The organism is Nostoc sp., from assembly GCF_036917135.1.
Classification (GTDB): Bacteria; Cyanobacteriota; Cyanobacteriia; order Cyanobacteriales; family Nostocaceae; genus Nostoc.
In genome coordinates, this window is record NZ_JBALEA010000091.1 from 1 (window position 1) to 16,457 (window position 16,457).

Annotated in this window: 21 protein-coding genes, 1 tRNA gene, 1 pseudogene and 1 other annotated feature; of the genes and pseudogenes, 10 read left to right on the plus strand and 13 right to left on the minus strand. The window is 41.1% G+C overall.

The genetic code is table 11. The annotated features are described in order from the left end of the window. Positions 1-140: 140 nt before the first annotated feature. Positions 141-965, plus strand: coding sequence for an Rpn family recombination-promoting nuclease/putative transposase (locus V7K50_RS28875; protein ID WP_334966178.1), 825 nt, complete (start codon positions 141-143; stop codon positions 963-965). A 125-nt stretch (positions 966-1,090) separates the two neighbouring features. On the opposite strand, the gene V7K50_RS28880 is transcribed toward V7K50_RS28875, so the two are convergent. From V7K50_RS28880 to V7K50_RS28890, 3 genes are all read right to left on the minus strand, one after another. Continuing rightward, entirely contained in the window at positions 1,091-1,336 is a 246-nt protein-coding gene (locus V7K50_RS28880) for a hypothetical protein (protein ID WP_190960961.1), read from the minus strand. Positions 1,337-1,575: 239 nt separating this feature from the next. After that, positions 1,576-2,124, minus strand: a complete 549-nt coding sequence (locus tag V7K50_RS28885) for a phosphate-starvation-inducible PsiE family protein (RefSeq protein WP_334966180.1) — start codon at positions 2,122-2,124, stop codon at positions 1,576-1,578. 89 nt (positions 2,125-2,213) lie between these two features. Further along, entirely contained in the window at positions 2,214-3,137 is a 924-nt protein-coding gene (locus V7K50_RS28890; protein ID WP_334966182.1) for a tetratricopeptide repeat protein, read from the minus strand. Positions 3,138-3,403: 266 nt separating this feature from the next. On the opposite strand from V7K50_RS28890, the gene V7K50_RS28895 reads away from it, so the two are divergent. After that, positions 3,404-5,452 (plus strand): elongation factor G, encoded by a 2,049-nt coding sequence (locus V7K50_RS28895; RefSeq protein WP_334966184.1) that lies wholly within the window; start codon positions 3,404-3,406, stop codon positions 5,450-5,452. A gap of 52 nt (positions 5,453-5,504) precedes the next feature. Here V7K50_RS28895 and V7K50_RS28900 read toward each other — a convergent pair whose 3' ends face one another. Continuing rightward, positions 5,505-5,981, minus strand: a complete 477-nt coding sequence (locus V7K50_RS28900) for a hypothetical protein (protein ID WP_334966185.1) — start codon at positions 5,979-5,981, stop codon at positions 5,505-5,507. 154 nt (positions 5,982-6,135) lie between these two features. Between V7K50_RS28900 and V7K50_RS28905 the strand changes: the two genes are divergently transcribed. Then, on the plus strand, positions 6,136-6,789 hold the full coding sequence (locus V7K50_RS28905) for a Uma2 family endonuclease (protein ID WP_334966187.1): 654 nt from the start codon (positions 6,136-6,138) through the stop codon (positions 6,787-6,789). 320 nt (positions 6,790-7,109) lie between these two features. Here V7K50_RS28905 and rplL read toward each other — a convergent pair whose 3' ends face one another. The 8 genes from rplL to rplS all read right to left on the minus strand — a co-directional run bounded on the left by rplL (position 7,110) and on the right by rplS (position 11,580). Further along, positions 7,110-7,496: a 50S ribosomal protein L7/L12 gene (gene rplL / locus V7K50_RS28910; RefSeq protein WP_292743931.1), complete on the minus strand. Its 387-nt coding sequence runs from the start codon at positions 7,494-7,496 to the stop codon at positions 7,110-7,112. Positions 7,497-7,589: 93 nt separating this feature from the next. Then, positions 7,590-8,204, minus strand: a complete 615-nt coding sequence (gene rplJ, locus V7K50_RS28915; RefSeq protein ID WP_334966189.1) for a 50S ribosomal protein L10 — start codon at positions 8,202-8,204, stop codon at positions 7,590-7,592. A 63-nt stretch (positions 8,205-8,267) separates the two neighbouring features. Then, positions 8,268-8,436, minus strand: a sequence feature (ribosomal protein L10 leader region). A 96-nt stretch (positions 8,437-8,532) separates the two neighbouring features. Then, positions 8,533-9,246, minus strand: coding sequence for a 50S ribosomal protein L1 (rplA, locus tag V7K50_RS28920; RefSeq protein WP_334966191.1), 714 nt, complete (start codon positions 9,244-9,246; stop codon positions 8,533-8,535). Positions 9,247-9,410: 164 nt separating this feature from the next. Continuing rightward, positions 9,411-9,836 (minus strand): 50S ribosomal protein L11, encoded by a 426-nt coding sequence (rplK, locus tag V7K50_RS28925; protein WP_334799956.1) that lies wholly within the window; start codon positions 9,834-9,836, stop codon positions 9,411-9,413. A gap of 6 nt (positions 9,837-9,842) precedes the next feature. Continuing rightward, complete coding sequence (gene nusG / locus V7K50_RS28930; RefSeq protein WP_334966193.1) at positions 9,843-10,484, minus strand: transcription termination/antitermination protein NusG; 642 nt, start codon at positions 10,482-10,484, stop codon at positions 9,843-9,845. Beyond that, the gene (gene secE / locus V7K50_RS28935; protein ID WP_334799958.1) at positions 10,484-10,702 is read right to left on the minus strand and encodes a preprotein translocase subunit SecE; all 219 of its coding nucleotides are present in this window, start codon (positions 10,700-10,702) and stop codon (positions 10,484-10,486) included. The genes nusG and secE overlap by 1 nt, the downstream gene beginning before the upstream one ends. 289 nt (positions 10,703-10,991) lie before the next feature. Further along, positions 10,992-11,064 (minus strand) — tRNA-Trp (locus tag V7K50_RS28940). 153 nt (positions 11,065-11,217) lie between these two features. Further along, entirely contained in the window at positions 11,218-11,580 is a 363-nt protein-coding gene (gene rplS / locus V7K50_RS28945; RefSeq protein ID WP_229546546.1) for a 50S ribosomal protein L19, read from the minus strand. A 151-nt stretch (positions 11,581-11,731) separates the two neighbouring features. Here rplS and V7K50_RS28950 point away from each other — a divergent pair, with 151 nt between their 5' ends. The 4 genes from V7K50_RS28950 (at position 11,732) to V7K50_RS28965 (ending at position 15,405) form a co-directional block, all read left to right on the plus strand. After that, the gene (locus tag V7K50_RS28950) at positions 11,732-12,676 is read left to right on the plus strand and encodes a glycosyltransferase family 2 protein (protein WP_334966195.1); all 945 of its coding nucleotides are present in this window, start codon (positions 11,732-11,734) and stop codon (positions 12,674-12,676) included. A 426-nt stretch (positions 12,677-13,102) separates the two neighbouring features. Then, entirely contained in the window at positions 13,103-14,284 is a 1,182-nt protein-coding gene (locus V7K50_RS28955; RefSeq protein WP_334966197.1) for an MFS transporter, read from the plus strand. 71 nt (positions 14,285-14,355) lie between these two features. Next, complete coding sequence (locus tag V7K50_RS28960; protein WP_334966199.1) at positions 14,356-15,081, plus strand: hypothetical protein; 726 nt, start codon at positions 14,356-14,358, stop codon at positions 15,079-15,081. Positions 15,082-15,237: 156 nt separating this feature from the next. Beyond that, the gene (locus V7K50_RS28965; RefSeq protein ID WP_334966614.1) at positions 15,238-15,405 is read left to right on the plus strand and encodes a hypothetical protein; all 168 of its coding nucleotides are present in this window, start codon (positions 15,238-15,240) and stop codon (positions 15,403-15,405) included. Between the two features lie 18 nt (positions 15,406-15,423). Here the strand turns inward: V7K50_RS28965 and V7K50_RS28970 are convergent. After that, a pseudogene (locus tag V7K50_RS28970) lies at positions 15,424-15,584 on the minus strand (XRE family transcriptional regulator); the annotation flags it as partial. A gap of 75 nt (positions 15,585-15,659) precedes the next feature. Between V7K50_RS28970 and V7K50_RS28975 the strand changes: the two are divergent. From V7K50_RS28975 to V7K50_RS28985, 3 genes are read left to right on the plus strand one after another with little or no spacing between them, the layout of a single operon-like run. Then, positions 15,660-15,890, plus strand: a complete 231-nt coding sequence (locus V7K50_RS28975) for a DUF433 domain-containing protein (protein WP_334966201.1) — start codon at positions 15,660-15,662, stop codon at positions 15,888-15,890. A gap of 54 nt (positions 15,891-15,944) precedes the next feature. Further along, complete coding sequence (locus V7K50_RS28980) at positions 15,945-16,241, plus strand: DUF5615 family PIN-like protein (RefSeq protein ID WP_334966203.1); 297 nt, start codon at positions 15,945-15,947, stop codon at positions 16,239-16,241. Next, positions 16,238-16,396, plus strand: coding sequence for a hypothetical protein (locus tag V7K50_RS28985; RefSeq protein ID WP_334966205.1), 159 nt, complete (start codon positions 16,238-16,240; stop codon positions 16,394-16,396). Before V7K50_RS28980 ends, V7K50_RS28985 begins: the two co-directional genes overlap by 4 nt. The last annotated feature ends 61 nt before the right edge of the window (positions 16,397-16,457 follow it).

The following is a 16,457-nucleotide window of genomic DNA, read 5'->3' on the forward strand; positions in this document are numbered from 1 at the left end:
CTCATTACTCATTACTCATTACTCATTACTCATTACTCATTACTCATTACTCATTACTCATTACTCATTACTCATTACTCATTACTCATTACTCCAGAATCACCGTGGCTTCAGTCCGGTGAGGATGTCAATAAATCCAGGTGAAAACTGACAAAATATTTTATAGCTTATTTCAAGCTTTTCCTAGCATATTTTTTGCAATAGTTGGCGATAATACTGTTAATGCCAACGCCTACAAATTTGTTTCAGTTGAAGTAAAAGAAAATGCTTTTAGGATTGATGGGGTATTCATCCCCAGAAGTGAAACTACAAACCAGCCACTTTACTTTGTTGAAGTCCAGTTTCAATTAGACTCAACTTTTTATAGACGCTTCTTTGCTGAAATCTTCACTTACTTTCGTCAAAACCAATCAGTCAATTTTTGGCGTGCTGTGGTTATCTATCCCCAAAGGAGTTTAGATCCAAGCGATCGCCTACCATATCAGTTGCTGCTAGACAGTTCACAAGTGCAACGCATTTATCTAGATGAATTAGATACGGGGGATAACTCACTACAAGTTGCGATCGTTAAATTAATTATCGAAAGGGAAGAGACAGCCATTGACAAAGGTAGGGAATTGATTTTACAAGCAAGGCAAGAACTGATAGATGAAACAACCACCAAGCAAATTGTAGAATTGATAGAGACTATTCTGTTGTACAAATTTACCCGGTTAAGCCGAGAGGAGTTAGCAGAAATGTTGGGTATAGACGACGAATTCAAGAAAACAAGAATGTATCAATCAATCAAGGAAGACGGCTTAGAAGAAGGTCGCCAGGAAGGTCGCCAGGAAGGTCGCCAGGAAGCTAAGTTAGAAGCTATTCCCAGGTTGTTGGCATTGGGGTTGAGTGTGGAACAAGTGGCGGTGGCTCTCGATTTAACAGTGGCGCAAGTACAGCAAGCAGCCGAGAATCAGTCTAGCTGATAGTGAGCGCTGCTTGCGTCTAAATTTAATCAGCAAGTGCCTAGGCGTAGCACGTCGTAGACATCGCTTTTGGTTTAGTGAAACTAGATATAAAAGAAGCGATGTCTACGCACTTAAAACTTGGGTTACATCTTACCGTGTTGCAGCACTTGTTGTAGATGTTGGCGAATCTCTTGTGCGTGTTCAATATCAGATTGCCGCAATTTTTGGAACAACTCTACACAAGGCTGAGAACCTACTTGTTCTGCATCTTTGATGTAAGTATCGTAAGCTTTAACGGCTTCAGCCTTGTTGTGCAAAACGGTGACAAAATCATACTCCAAGTCGCTAATCGCTGTTTGAGACTGTCCGTTACCTGTATTTGTAGCCATTGCTTGAACCTCTTTTAGTATTTCTAATTAACTTTATACTCACCCTCAAAGAGCGATTCATCTTCCAAAAAGAGTATATTTCAATACGTCGGAAGTTCCTTGCAAAAATAGGTTATGCCATTTTAGATTTTCGATCCACCCAAGTTGCTGATACAGCCTTAAGCAAAGGAGTGCAGAGTAGGAAAATACTTTTTACCCACTCCTGACTCCCCCTCCCCACTTCCCATTTTCATAGAAGTTTATCCAAGCGGTTGATTCTCATCACATTGACGTGAATACTGTAGTTCCAACTCATTTTGCCGTTCCTTACCTCCTCTATACACAACCGGACAAAAGTTAGTGTTATGGCTCATACAATCCATGTGTGGCGTTTTAGCACATACCACCAGTAGTCCACCCAGAACAAACAACAAACCACAAATTGCCAGCGTATTAACCCAATAAATTTCCAGCGCTCCGTGAACTACTACCTCTCGCAGTAGAGATACAATTGTTACTTCAACTGCTACTCCCACAGAGATACTATGTTCTTGCAAATAGACCATTAATAGTCGGAATAACTCGACTAAAATCAACACAAATAGGATTTTTGCAGTCACATGTTTATAGTCTAGTGGCTGCGTGATGGCGATAGCTATGCCCCACAATTGGATCAGCATGACGGCGAATAAACCCAAACACAAAACAATCACAATTAAGTCTTGAAATGCTTCCATGTTGCGAACAATTGATTGCCGATCAAGCCAGCGATCGCTAAATAAAAATCGACTCTTTAGGCGCTTTTTCATGTACGTTTTATTCCAATCGTGACTAGTTCAGACAACACCAGCGAGTCAACCCAATAGTTTTATGTTATGCAATATTAAGTTTTTGCGCCTCAGCGAGGTTGGTAATTTAAATTTTGTGCTTGTTGCAACAATTTTTCGGCATTTTTCGCCCACTGGGGATTAGCCTGAGCATTATATAAATCTCTAGCAAATTGTAATACTTGTACTGCATCTCCATATTGCTTTAACTGCATAAAAACTAACCCCGCACCATAATAAGCATTGGGATAGTTAGAGTTAGCTTCGGCTGATTTTCTAAACGCCTCTAATGCCTCTTTTGATTTGTGTTGGCTAAACCAAATTGAACCGAGATTGTAGTAAGCTTCTGGATACTTCGGATTAATTTTTACTGCCTGATTAAAGGCATCTCTGGCTTGATCGACTTTGCCTTGTTGGAGATAACACATCCCTACATGGTAAGGAGGTTCTGGTGCATTTTTGCTATATTCTATGGCTTTTTTAAAAGATGCGATCGCTCGCTTACAGTCTCCTTCTTGTTCTCGTACCAATCCCAAGTTATAGTGGGCAAATCCGAGTTTGGGATCAAGTTCTAAGGCTCGTTGCAAATAATCGCTAGCTAACTGTAAATTATTGCCTTCTAATAACGCTCCGCCTAAATTGGCAAACGCTGGAGCAAATTTAGGATCGGCTTGGGTCGCTCGATAAAATGCATCCGCAGAGGGTTGTAATTGTCCTGTTTGTCGGTATGCTAGCCCTAAATTATAGTGCGCTGGTGCTAATGTCGGATCTAACTTCGCTGCTTGTTTAAAGGCGGCGATCGCATCTTGTACCTTTCCCCCCTGAATTGCTTGTAAGCCTTGGTTTAACCAGTCTAGGGCAGTTTTAGCATTAGATTGTGCCAGCTTTGAGTCCACAGGAGGAGATAGAGAAAGAGAGGGAGAGGAAATACTCACAACCAACAAAGTTAAACTTACTAACCCTGCTACACCATATTTAGAGAATGATAATCCCATTGATTTTCTGACTCGCAACACTTTCAGTTAAATTTACTTCATAAAAAGTTTTTTACAAAAATTTTTTATTCAGCATGAAAGTTTGTGATCCTTAACTTTTCTTAAGCTAAATCTTACGACAGGCTACATTTTTTTTAAATTTCGATTAAAAGGAGCATAATAACAAATTAAAGAAGGGGTAATTTTGACTCCAGAGAACCATTTTTTTATCCCTTGATAGATACAGAATCATGCGGTTAATAATAAATTACCGCAAGGGAGGTTTTATGAACGAAAAAGTAAAATCGGGTTCGCGCAATGTTGCAATTGTCGGCCCTTATTTAGGTGGAAAAACCACTTTACTAGAAAGCTTGTTATTTGTCACAGGGGGAATTTCCCGCAAAGGCAATGTTAAGGACAGCAATACAGTAGGAGATAGTGCTGCCGAGTCGCGCGATCGCCAGATGAGTGTAGAAGTCAGCGCCGCTAGCACTGAGTATAACGGCATTCGCTTCACCTTGATTGACTGTCCCGGAAGTGTAGAATTTGCCCAAGAAACGTACAATGCTTTAATTGGAGTGGATGCAGCAATTGTAGTTTGCGAACCCATCCGCGAGCGAGTCCTCACCCTTGCCCCTCTATTTAAATTTCTGGACGATTGGGAAATTCCCCACCTCGTCTTTGTTAACAAAATGGATCGGGCGAATATTCACGTTCTGGAAACATTACACGCCCTGAAAGCAGTATCTAGCCGTCCCCTGGTAGCGCATCAATATCCCATCATGAACGGGGAACAACTCACCGGCTTTATTGATATGGTGAGCGAACAGGCATATAAATATCATCCCGGCGCACCTGCTGACCCCATTCCCTTCCCCGAAAGTTTAAAAGAAGAAGAACATACAGCACGGGCAGAAATGCTCGAAGCCTTAGCAAATTTTGACGACCATTTACTTGAAGAACTTTTAGAAGACATCGAACCACCCCAAGAGGAAATTCTCAAAGATTTAAAAATGGAATTAGGGGCAGATTTAGTTGTACCCGTTTTCTTTGGTGTAGCAGAACAAGATTATGGTGTTAGACCTCTATTAGAAGCCTTATTACGGGAAGCCCCCGAACCAGAAAGCACAGCAGAACGTCGTTTAAAAAACATCAAAGGTGATACAGCTTTAGCGCAGGTATTAAAAACTTTCTACACTCCCCAAGGTGGCAAACTCTCTCTAGTGCGTGTTTGGCGGGGCAAATTAACTGATGGCATTGTCCTCAATGGCATTCGCACTGGTGGAATTTATCGCCTCATGGGACAACAACAGCAGTTTGTTAATGAAGTTTTTGCTGGTGAAATTGTCGCATTGAGCCGTTTGGAAGGAATCAAGACAGGGGATACAATCTCCACAGAACAGCAGTTGGCGATGGAATTACCCAAAGCTGTACAGTTGGAACCTGTGTATGCCCTCGCCATTACACCAGAAAAGCGCAACGATGAAGTTAAACTCAGTAGTGCTATTACCAAGTTGTTAGAAGAAGACTCCTCACTTGCTTGGGAACAACATGGCGATACCCACGAAGTAATTCTTTGGGGTCAAGGCGAGATTCACTTGCAAGTTACCCTAGACAGACTGCGCCGCAAGTATAACTTGCCAATGACAACTCATTTGCCGCAAGTGCCTTACAAAGAAACCATCCGCAAAACGGTGGCTTCAGTTCATGGACGCTACAAGCATCAAAGTGGTGGTCATGGACAATTTGGTGATGTATTTCTTGACATCAAGCCTTTACCACGCGGTACAGGCTTTAATTTTAATGAAACCATTGTCGGCGGCGTGATTCCCAAACAGTACATTCCTGGGGTAGAAATGGGCGTGCGGGAATTTCTGACACATGGACCTTTGGGCTTTCCAATAGTGGATTTGGCGGTAACTCTGACTAATGGTTCGTATCACAACGTTGATAGTTCCGAACAAGCCTTTAGGCAAGCTGCCCGATTGGCAATGCAAACGGGGATACCCCAAGCGGAACCTACGCTGTTAGAACCAATTCTGCGGGTGGAGGTGACAACACCGAGTGAATTTACCTCCAAAGTACTCCAACTGGTGAGTGGTAGACGGGGGCAAATTTTAGGTTATGAGGGGAGAAACGATTGGCAAGGCTGGGATAATGTCTCTGCATACTTGCCGCAAGCAGAGATGCAGAATTTTATTGTAGAGCTGCGATCGCTCACCTTGGGCGTCGGTTCTTTCCACTGGGAATATGACCATCTCCAGGAAGTGCCGGAAAAGCTTGCTGAACGTGTGATTCAAAGTAATGGTAATGGTGGTAACGGTAACGGCAAGTAATTTGGGATTTATTTAAACTCGAAGCCCCGCACTTAAATGTACGGGGCTTTTATTAATGAATATTTAATACGTTTTGGACATGCTGTTGAAATGCTAATCCTTCTTTACCCCAACGGGTTTGGAACTTTCGTAGATTTTCCAATTTTATTGCTTTTCCAAATGGAGGAAAATAAATGGAACAATCAAATACTTTGTTGTTTTCTGGAGGATACTCCCAATTATCCGTCATCCAAATCACCTGGACAAGGCGATAAATATTAAATTCATCTCCAGCATTTTTATCAGGATAAAGTTGCTTATTCAGCATTTTAATAATGTGCGTTACTTTGCTACGTTGTCTTAAAATCATCAGTTCAGCTTCTTGTGGCGCTCTTGCACCTTTTTCATCTCTATTTTCTAAATTTCTCCAATGCAAGGCAAAAATCTTTAATTCTGGATGTATGGTAGAGGTAGGTATGTTTTGATAAGCCCAATCTTCACCATTTAAGGGTTTTACGTTTTTAGTCCAAATTAATCCATTTAAATCCATAATTATTTCTCAATCTTGTTCTAACAGTTATAGTTTTCCCTAAAATCTCGCTAAAATAACAATTTTTTTTGTAAATATCACCAAGACTATTTCTTGGTAAGATAGTTACATCTTGGCTTTTGCAAGCTTCAACATGAAATTTTAATGGAAAGTAATGGTAACACTTCAATTAAGACAATTAAGTGTTCCGCCGGGACATAGAGTAATACTCCACGATGTTAGCTGGCAAGAATTTGAGGCGATTTTAGAAGAACTTGGCAACCATCGAGCCACTCGATTGGCTTACAGCCACGCAACTTTAGAGATGAAAATGCCATTACCGAAGCATGAGAAAGCCAAAGTCATCATTGGCGATTTGGTAAAAATTCTGCTGGAGGAGTTAGAAATTGACTGTGAGACATTTGGCTCAACCACTTTCAAACGTGAAGATATGGCTGTTGGTGTAGAGCCTGATGATTCTTTCTACATTCAAAATCATGCTCAAATGATTGGTAAAGAGCGAATAGACTTGAGGGTTGACCCGCCACCTGACTTAGCAATTGAAGTTGATGTTACTTCCAAAACTCAACTTGATGCTTACGAAGCGCTAAGAGTTCCTGAACTTTGGCGATATGAAAATGGGAAACTACAAATTAATATTCTTCAGGATGGCAAATATCTTGAATCTGAAATTAGTCCTACTTTTCCCAACTTACCTATTTTTGAAGCAATTCCTCGTTTTGTCGAACAGAGCCAAACTTTAGGTAGAAGTCCAACGCTCAGAGTATTTAGGCAATGGGTGAGAGAGAAAATTCAAAATAATTCGTAATTAGAACTCAATACCGTTCAGTTAAGCCCAAAACCCTTGGTAGAGACGCGAAATTTCGCGTCTCTACAGGTCTAAAATCAGCACCAAAAATCCTTAACTGAACCTTATTGAATTATAACTTTCTTAATCTTAGGCGTTGGTGCGATCGCTCAAAAAATATACACGTTTCTATAAATGAGCGTTGTAATACTTAATAAATATTTCCATATATAGCAATTCGTGCAGGAGTCACGAACAAAAAGATCCCCGACTTCTTGAAGAAGTCGGGGATGTGAGCCTCTCTGTGGAGAGCAAATAAAAAACTACTAATGTAATTGTGACTACTTAACAGTCACCTTACCGCCAGCTTCTTCGATGCGCTTCTTAGCATCTTCAGCAGCATCCTTAGCAATACCTTCTTTAACTGCCTTGGGTGCAGCTTCCACCAAGTCTTTAGCTTCTTTCAGACCCAAACCGGTCAATTCCCGGACAATCTTCAGCACGGCAATCTTCTTATCAGCTGGTACTGATTCGAGAATCACTTCAAACTCGGTTTGCTCAACAACTTCCTCAACAGCAGCAGCAGGACCTGGGCCTGCGAATGCTACACCAACAGGTGCAGCAGCACTGACGCCAAAAGCTTCTTCAATTTGCTTGACTAACTCAGAAGCTTCCAGCAAAGAGAGGGTTTTTAGTTGTTCTAAAATGTTATCGGTTGCAGCAGACATTGATATAACTCCTGTAATTTTGATTATTTATTAGTCATCGGTCATTAGTCTTTAACTATAGACTTTTGACTCTTGACTGATGAGTTGCGAAGTCTATTCAGCAGCAGTTTCGGTGCTGCTATCAGCTTCAGCAGTGGTTTCGGTACTGCTATCTTCAACAGCAGCAGTTTCAGTGCTACCACCACTTTGCTCTTGGTCGGCCACAGCCTGCAAAGCACGAGCCAGTGAACCAGGAACTTCGTTGATACCCACAGCAATCTTGGTAGCCAAGGCATTGATAGCTCCAGCAATTTGGGCTATCAGTTGTTCCTTAGATGGCAAGTCTCCTAGTATCTTGACATCAGGTTCTTTGAGTAGGCGACCTTCCAGTACACCACCACGAAGTTCAGTCTTCTTGGTGACTTTTTGGAATTCTTGGTATGCCTTAATTGCCGATGAAAAATCTTCTTTTACCAGCAAAAAGGCGGAAGAACCGTTGAGCAATTCTGACAAAGGTTGCCATTTTTCATCATCTTTAATGGCAATGCCCATCAGAGTATTCTTCGTCACCTTACAAACGGTGCCACTGGGACGCAGCCGCCGCCGTAAGTCTGTGATTTCCGAAACTGTTAGCCCCTGATAGTCAATTACCAGTGCCAGAGTTGACTCACTCAAAGTTTCTTTGAGGTCAGCTACTATCTCTTTTTTATTTTCTAGTGTTCTACCCATTTCAATCTCACCTCCTTAAAATAATCGGTGAAGTGCCCTACTTGTACGTTTTTTCTAAACCTGAACCCAAACAACAAACCCCAGCTAATATAGCCGGGGTTGAGTAGTAAGACTCGTGATGCCATAGTTATCACACCTTTACGCATGATGATTTTGACAATTAGAGTTTTAACCTCGGCAGGATATTTAAACTATTAGCACCTGCTGTCTCCGGCTTTGCCTATTTAATTAGGTACTGGTGATTGGGTATTGGGTACTGGGTATTAGATAGTGAAGATGTGGTATTACCCACAGTCCCCAGTCACCAATCCCTAGTCACCAGTACCTTTTACGCTGCTCCGCTCAGTTTCAAATCTCGTAGGGCGCTGATATCAACTTTAATTGATGGCCCCATAGTGGCTGCCACATAAAATGTGCGCCAATAACGACCTTTAGCTCCTGAAGGACGGTTACGGTCAATGGTCTCTTGCAATGCCTTCAGGTTGACTAACAAATCTTCAGGCGAGAAAGTTGCCTTACCAAACATAACATGAACAATACCAGTTCGATCAGCTCGGAATTCTAATTTACCAGCTTTGAATTCTGCGATCGCACCTGCTAAATCAAATGTCACGGTTCCACCCTTGGGCGATGGCATCAAACCACGCGGCCCAAGCAATTTACCCAGCTTTGCCACCTGTGGCATCACATCGGGTGTGGCAATCAGCTTGTCAAAATCCATTCTACCTTTTTGGATTTCGTCAATCAGTTCTTCTGACCCGACTATATCAGCACCAGCGTTGCTGGCTTCGTTGACCTTTTCGCCTCTGGCTATCACCGCCACCCGCACGATTTGTCCTGTACCTTTGGGCAGTGCTACCGTTGTCCGCAACTGTTGGTCTGTATACTTGGGGTCAATTCCCAACCGGATATGCGCTTCAGCAGCTTCAGAAAATTTAGCTGTCGCTGTGTCTTTAAGAAGGGCTAAAGCCTCTAAAGGATGATAGTCCTTATCTTCTACTTTTGCTTGCAGTCCCTGCAAACGACGTGATATTTTTGGCATTTGTTCTCCTGGGGTAATTCCGAAGCTTCGCCTCTCCCCCGATAATTTTTAATTATGAGTCCTTTGTCATTTGTCCTTTGTCATTTGCTAGTTTTTTGCTAATGACCAATACTTCTCTACGAGAGGCTGCGCCAACGACTACGCTCAGTACAAGTGACCAATGACTAATCCGTGACTGTGATGCCCATATTTTTAGCCGTTCCTGCCACAATCTTCATTGCCGCGTCGATGTCGTTGGCATTAAGATCGGGGAGTTTCGTTTGGGCTATTTCTTGCAATTGTACTTTGGTAATTGACCCAACCTTCTTTTTGTTGGGTTCATTGGAGCCTTTTTCTACTTTCGCTGCCTTCCGAATCAGCACTGATGCTGGTGGCGTTTTGAGTACAAACGTAAAACTCCGGTCTTCAAAAACCGAAATTTCTACAGGTATTACCATTCCAGCTTGATCGGCTGTTTTGGCATTGTACTCTTTGCAGAACATCATGATGTTAACGCCGTGTTGACCCAACGCGGGACCCACTGGCGGTGCTGGGTTGGCTTTTCCAGCATTCAGGGCCAGTTTAATGACCGCCACTACTTTCTTCGCCATTTGTATTTAGCTCTGTTTCTCTACCTGATTAAATTCCAATTCTACTGGTGTATCCCTGCCGAAAATTGAGAGCAAGGCTTTGAGCTTACTCCGTTCTGGAGAGACTTCAATTACCTCGCCTTCAAAGTCTTTAAATGGACCAGAAAGCACCATTATCTTATCACCAGTAGCCATGTCAATTTTAAGAACCGGCTCTTGTTCGCTGGTTTGTTTGAATATACGTTCAACTTCTGAAGAACTCAGTGGTATGGGGTTGACATGACCACGACCCTTACTGCTACCACGTTTTTGTTCTGAACCCACAAAATTAATTACATGGGAGGTGTTTCTTACCACCTGCCAGGTATCATCATCCATCATCATCCGCACCAGCACATAGCCAGGGAAAACTTTTTCGTCTGTATGCTGGCGACTGCCATCTTTGCGGATTTTCACCGCCGGCGTGTGCGGAATTTCTACCTGGATAATTTTGTCAGCTACATCAAAAGTTTGAATGCGTTGCTCTAAGTTAGTCTTTACACGCTTCTCACAGCCGGAGGCTACTTGCACTGCATACCAGCGTGCTTCTTTTGACGCTGCTTCTGCAGTTTCTGATGTTTCCTCTGACTGCAACATTGAGTTGCGTGGTTCATCTGTTGCAAAACTCATTAGAACACCTGTTTTGCTGCCCAACGAAACAATCCATCGACCAAGTATATCAAAGATGCGGACAGTGCCACCATTAACAACACAGCAGCAGATTCGCTCACTATTTGTTTGCGACTAGGCCAAACTACTTTTTCAAGTTCTTCTTTGATTCCCTGTATGAAGTTGTTAAAGCTAAACCCAGTAGTTTCTGGCAATTCTGCTTCACTTTTTTTGGCCACGACCGTTTATCCCCCATTTATCACTCAATTTTGGATTTCGGATTTCGGATTTAACCCATACCTTAAGGCAAAGGTGGTTGATTTCAGATTTTGGTTTGTCGATTTTAAATTTCTTCTTAATCCAAAACCTCAAATCTAAAATTCCTTTATCCCGGTTTGCAGTTTCGACTCTGTTTCACTACTGAAAGCAAAACAACTGCAAATACAATGAGTTTGCCCGAAATTATTAACGCTAACTGCTATGTTAGCAGCTGCATAATTATTTCGGGCTTTGTTTTTTGCTCTTGAGCGCGCCCTGGAGGACTTGAACCCCCGACATCAGGTTTTGGAGACCTGCGTTCTACCAACTGAACTAAGAGCGCACAAGCTGTTTTTGATTCACTCATTGCGCTGAACTAGATTTTAGTTTAACGCAATATGCGATTTATATCATACCTCAATTTTGTTGGAAAAACAAGTTAGCGGCAGATGCCGCTTTCGGCTTGAGATTTCTCCCATAATGATTGAAGGACGAATCACAAAGGGCGGTCAAACCGTTGCTTGATTCGGGTTGCCTTACCTACGCGATCGCGGAGATAATAAAGTTTAGCACGGCGGACTTTACCACGACGTAATACTTTGATGCTGTCAATCCGGGGAGAATGCAACAGAAATACCCGCTCAACGCCTACGCCTTGGAAAACCTTACGGACTGTAATAGTTTCGTTGATGCCGCCATTACGCATGGCAATCACTACTCCCTCGTAGGGTTGTACGCGATATTTTTCGCCTTCCTTGATTTTCACTCCCACTTTTACGGTGTCGCCCACATAAATGTCGGGCAAATTCGATTTTATGTGTTCCGCTTCAATGGAGCGGATAATCTCTTGAGCATTCATAGTCTTTCTGTCTGCTTAAAAAAACTCCCAATCATCAATGATAAATCGATAATCCTATTTCAGTCTACTTGTTGGGATTGATAATTTTACTGATCCGACAGCCTAGAGATCAAAGTTATATTGCAGAATGCTGTACCACAGGGGGAATTTTATGAAATTTAGCGTCGTCATCAGTACCTATAATCGCTTGAATTTGCTGCAAAGAGCAATTGACTCGGCTCGTAACCAAACAATGGAGTGTGAGGTGGTTGTTGCTGATGACTGTTCATCTGATGACACCCAAGTATATATCCAAAGCTTAGGGGACAAGGTTGTTTACCATCGTAACGAGGTGAATCAAGGTCATGCCGCAACGGTAAATGCTGGAGTTGCTAAAGCTAGCGGCGACTGGATTAAGTTTTTAGATGATGATGACTATTTAGCGCCCAACTGCATAGAAGAGATGGCAAAGGCGATCGCACTTCGTCCCGATGCTGTAATCTGCTCTTGTGTGGCGGCTCAGGTGGATGGCAATGAAGTCGAACTCTCTCGCACCCCCCAAGTTGGCCCAGGTTTAGCTTTTTATGTCCCACAAGCCGATATTCACTATGGTATGCTTTTAGAGCTTCTGCCCTTTGGCACACCCGTACAAGTAGCTTGTCGGCGTGATGCTTTTCTGCAAACTGGTGGTTGGGACTCCACACTCGATGCTAACTGTGATGACATCGATTCCTGGATTCGGATTGCCCAGTTTGGCGATGCGATTTTCTTCAATCAGTGTCTTGCTTACCGGACTATCTGGCCGGGTGCGTATAATCAAAAGTTTTCTTTGTCTCGGCGGTTGTCAACAAATATTTTGATGAAGGAGAAAATTTACGCCTTGGTAAATGACCAACATCGCTCAAAGATTCCCGTCTTTCAAGATATCAAAAATTACCTAACACTTCATTGGATTTTAGTAGCACTAAAGCAAAAAAATATCAAGAGTTTTCTTTCAATGATCGATCTGTCTATACTTTCTCCTCAGTCTTGGAAGTTTTTGCTAACTGCTGTTTCATCACGCCGCTCTCAAGGAAACAATTCTCAAGTTCGCAAACTTGTATTGATTGATCCCTAATTTTTTCAGCGTTGGCGATGGTTTTCAGTGTTACAAACTTAGTTTTTACAGAACAAATTTGAAAAAGAATGTAACAAGGGAACAACTAGCAAAGCTTGTCTAATAGCGATCGGATTCAGAACTAATAGTTGATGATATCAGAAAATCTAAGCTGTTCCACAAATAACCTTGCATAATTAGGGCGCTCATGTTGCCTACCCCACAGGAGTTATATAAATTTTGGATCTGCAAATTAGATGTGGTTTAGCTTAGTATACCGATAACTGTCTAAATATTAAATCTGAGCGAGAGAAAATCAGTAGACGTTAGTGTTGAGAGTAAACATTGGTAGAGACCCTATTTAGTAGTGATATGATAATTTCTCCTTTATTGTCTGGTTTTAGCTGTACTGTAAACCAGTTTTTTCCTGTATAAATTTTAGGTTAAATGGAAAAACAAATCTCAAGTAACGGATTAACTAAAGTCCAAGTACTGATTATGGCGATCGCAGCTGGTGTCTGTGTTGCTAACGTTTATTATAATCAGCCAATCCTCAAAAATATTGCATCATCTTTTGGAGTCACTGAAGGCGAAGCGGGTAGCATCTCTGTGCTTACCCAAGTCGGTTACGGTCTTGGACTTTTCTTTTTAATCCCCTTGGGCGATAAAATCAACAAGAAAAAATTAATTCTTTGCTTACTGATATGTTTGTTCTGTTTGTTGATATTCATGGCATTTTCACAAAATATCGTCCAAGTTTGGATATTGAGCGTAGCAATTGGGATTGCGACAGTCTCCGCTCAGATTATTCTTCCTTTAGCAGCAAGTATAGATAGAGTAACTACAGGTCAAACAGTAGGCAACATTTTTACTGGTATATTGATTGGAGTTTTAGGAGCAAGGGTTTTTAGTGGATATATTGCTGAATGGTTGAGTTGGCGTTATGTATATGGATTTTCAGCAGTAATGATTTTAATTGTTATTGTTTTACTAAAAATATATTTACCGAATGTAAAAAATGAATTTAATGGTTATTATTTGGAATTATTAAAATCAACACTTCAGCAATTAAACCGATTTTCATTATTAAGAGAAGCATCTTTAATTAGTGGGTTATTGTTTGGTGTATTTTGCTCATTTTGGACAACGCTAACTTTCCATTTAAGTGGAGCGCCTTTTAATTTTCAATCTGACACAATTGGGATGTATGGCTTTGTGGCGATCGCAGGTGCATTAATGGCACCAGTTTTTGGTAAACTAGCCGATCGAGGTAACTCCCAACGTTCTTTGACTATTGCTGTATCGATGGTGATTGCAAGTTTAGTAATTGCTAAAATTGCTGCTAATTCTGCACTGGCGATCGCTGTTGCTGTATTGTTACTAGATGTAGGTGTACAGGCAACCCAAGTCACCAATGTTGCAAGGATATACACTCTTGACGCTCAATCGAATAGTCGCATCAATACAGTTTACATGACTACCTATTTTATCGGCGGTTCTATAGGTACTAGCATTGGTTTATTATGCTGGAATCTTGGTGGCTGGAATTTGGTGACTTGGCAAATGTTAGTTTTTACTTTGATCGCATTTTTTATTATCGTCAGACCGAAAATAAATACAGCCTCTTGACAAGCTCAAATTAATTACTATAATCTATTAGTTTATACGCATCTCAGCATAACAAAATACGAAATAAACTGATGAACAATCAAGTTAGGATTTTGATAGCAGCAGTATTACTTGTAAGTTCTACAGTAGTTAAACCTTCCAGTGCGGCAGAAAAAAATACTGATTTTTTTGGTGAAAATATTAGCTCTATAGCTGCAGAGCAAATCAAAATAGCACAAGCTATAGAACCTAGAGTTATTAAGCTTCGTCTAGCAGATTCTGGTGTTTCAGTAGGAAGTGTCTTGTCTTGGGGATTTGCTGGTTTGATCCAAAAAAGATCAACCGATTGGGTTCGTTTAGAAATAAGCGATCGCCAAGTAAAAGTAGTACATACAACAAGGACGACTAATTGGTTAACTCAGGTTTCTAAATGGTGGGATCATCCCGTCAGAAAAATTGCTTTTAAGCCAGATTCTTGTAAAATAGATAATGTCCAAAATAAAGGTGGCTCAGATATAGAAACCCAATTGAGAGATATAAAAAAGCTGTATGATTCTAAACTAATAACAGAGCAACAATATCAAGAATTACAGCGCAAAGTTATTAATCAAATAAATACCACACCCAACGAAACTAATACCAATAAAGAGGAATGTGTTCTATTAGGAGAAAATGCTATAGTCCAACTTCAAAATATGAGTTTGTTAACTAAAGGAGAATTTAAAATTGAATATTTAGAAGGTAATGAGTGGAAATATGCAGCTTTTAGAGTACCAGAAAAGAATATCAGTAGCAACCTGCGAACAATAAATTTTTAGCCTTAAATATTGCGAGAGGACAACCCACCTGTACACCAATATTTTTACTCACATATTTGACAACCTTCTTTTTCCTCAACGGACAAATTCTGAATACCTGCTTTATCTTGTCGCACAACAGTTACCTGTATAAATTAGAATGAATAAGCGCACCTTGTGTTATGGTACTTAATGGAGATTTTTAATGCAGTAGATAATTGGCGCAAGCGATCGCTAACTTCTAAGTTAGACTCCTGCGATCGTAATTCTGGTGGTATCTATGCCAACAGAAGTGGATTTTCTTGCAACCAATTGATTCTAGATTCTTTCCGAACATTCCCTTAACGGCTGAACAGATTTTTGCAATGAGTCGCTGATTTCGCGCTGTTTCAGGTTGCGTTGAGAAAGGAGGCGCAGTACCTGAATACCTATGTTGCCCCGATAAAAAGTTCCGAAGCATCCTCTAAACCGAGATCAGCGAATACGTTACCACTGCTTTCTTCAAAAACGGGTTCCTGTGCCATTATTGTTTCTCCCTTGCCACTGCGTCCTTATATCGCGTTATATATATTAATCATCTATCTAAATAATTTTAATTCATGCAGAAAATTGTATCCGATCCAAAAATCATGATGGGCAAACCTGTCATTTCAGGAACTCGTATTACAGTTGAATTAATTCTCGAAAAACTTGCTGCGGGTGAAACACCTCAGCAAATACTCGAAGCGCATCCGCGACTTAGCGATGAAGGAATTAAAGCAGCTTTGGCATTTGCTGCTCAAGCTTTGCGGTATGATGTGATTTATCCAACAATTGAGAAAGCTTCTTGAAGTTTTTAGGGGACGAAAATTTAGGTTGGCAAATCGTTGAAGGTCTGCGACTTGATGCTCCCCGAAGTTTTGTATGTTGTGGAAATGGAACCAGAAATTCCTGACGATGAAGTTTTGAACTTGGCTAATAATGAAGGTGCAATTTTATTGACATCAGATAAAGATTTTGGTGAGTTAGTTTTCCGTTTGCGTAGAATTGCAGCAGGTGTGGTGTTAATTCGGTTATTCGGTTTATCTCCAAATGATACGGCAGAAATTATTACCAATGCCATTAATAAACACGCAGATGAATTATTAGGAGCTTTTACTGTTATTTCATCTAAAAGTATTCGCATTCGTAAAATAACGTGAATTTTAGATGCGATCGCAGATGCAATCAAGAGTGCGAGCCGTTAAAACGCGATGCTTCGGCACTAAAAGCTGCTGCTAGTTCAGGGCTGGCGATCGCACTCCCAAATCCTTACCTGAATAAATATATCCGATTTATGTACGTAATAATACGGTAAAGCTGACCTGCTGAAGTTGACAAAAACATTGGAAAAGCGATCGCTGTAATCCAGTTCTTGA

Bases quoted from the DNA above. Each gene is read 5' to 3' on its own strand.
- V7K50_RS28880 (WP_190960961.1), bottom strand. From the start codon at position 1,336: ATGGCTACAAATACAGGTAACGGACAGTCTCAAACAGCGATTAGCGAC.
- V7K50_RS28885 (WP_334966180.1), bottom strand. From the start codon at position 2,124: ATGAAAAAGCGCCTAAAGAGTCGATTTTTATTTAGCGATCGCTGGCTT.
- V7K50_RS28890 (WP_334966182.1), bottom strand. From the start codon at position 3,137: ATGGGATTATCATTCTCTAAATATGGTGTAGCAGGGTTAGTAAGTTTA.
- V7K50_RS28895 (WP_334966184.1), top strand. From the start codon at position 3,404: ATGAACGAAAAAGTAAAATCGGGTTCGCGCAATGTTGCAATTGTCGGC.
- V7K50_RS28900 (WP_334966185.1), bottom strand. From the start codon at position 5,981: ATGGATTTAAATGGATTAATTTGGACTAAAAACGTAAAACCCTTAAAT.
- V7K50_RS28905 (WP_334966187.1), top strand. From the start codon at position 6,136: ATGGTAACACTTCAATTAAGACAATTAAGTGTTCCGCCGGGACATAGA.
- rplL (WP_292743931.1), bottom strand. From the start codon at position 7,496: ATGTCTGCTGCAACCGATAACATTTTAGAACAACTAAAAACCCTCTCT.
- rplJ (WP_334966189.1), bottom strand. From the start codon at position 8,204: ATGGGTAGAACACTAGAAAATAAAAAAGAGATAGTAGCTGACCTCAAA.
- rplA (WP_334966191.1), bottom strand. From the start codon at position 9,246: ATGCCAAAAATATCACGTCGTTTGCAGGGACTGCAAGCAAAAGTAGAA.
- rplK (WP_334799956.1), bottom strand. From the start codon at position 9,836: ATGGCGAAGAAAGTAGTGGCGGTCATTAAACTGGCCCTGAATGCTGGA.
- nusG (WP_334966193.1), bottom strand. From the start codon at position 10,484: ATGAGTTTTGCAACAGATGAACCACGCAACTCAATGTTGCAGTCAGAG.
- rplS (WP_229546546.1), bottom strand. From the start codon at position 11,580: ATGAATGCTCAAGAGATTATCCGCTCCATTGAAGCGGAACACATAAAA.
- V7K50_RS28950 (WP_334966195.1), top strand. From the start codon at position 11,732: ATGAAATTTAGCGTCGTCATCAGTACCTATAATCGCTTGAATTTGCTG.
- V7K50_RS28955 (WP_334966197.1), top strand. From the start codon at position 13,103: ATGGAAAAACAAATCTCAAGTAACGGATTAACTAAAGTCCAAGTACTG.
- V7K50_RS28960 (WP_334966199.1), top strand. From the start codon at position 14,356: ATGAACAATCAAGTTAGGATTTTGATAGCAGCAGTATTACTTGTAAGT.
- V7K50_RS28975 (WP_334966201.1), top strand. From the start codon at position 15,660: ATGCAGAAAATTGTATCCGATCCAAAAATCATGATGGGCAAACCTGTC.
- V7K50_RS28980 (WP_334966203.1), top strand. From the start codon at position 15,945: ATGCTCCCCGAAGTTTTGTATGTTGTGGAAATGGAACCAGAAATTCCT.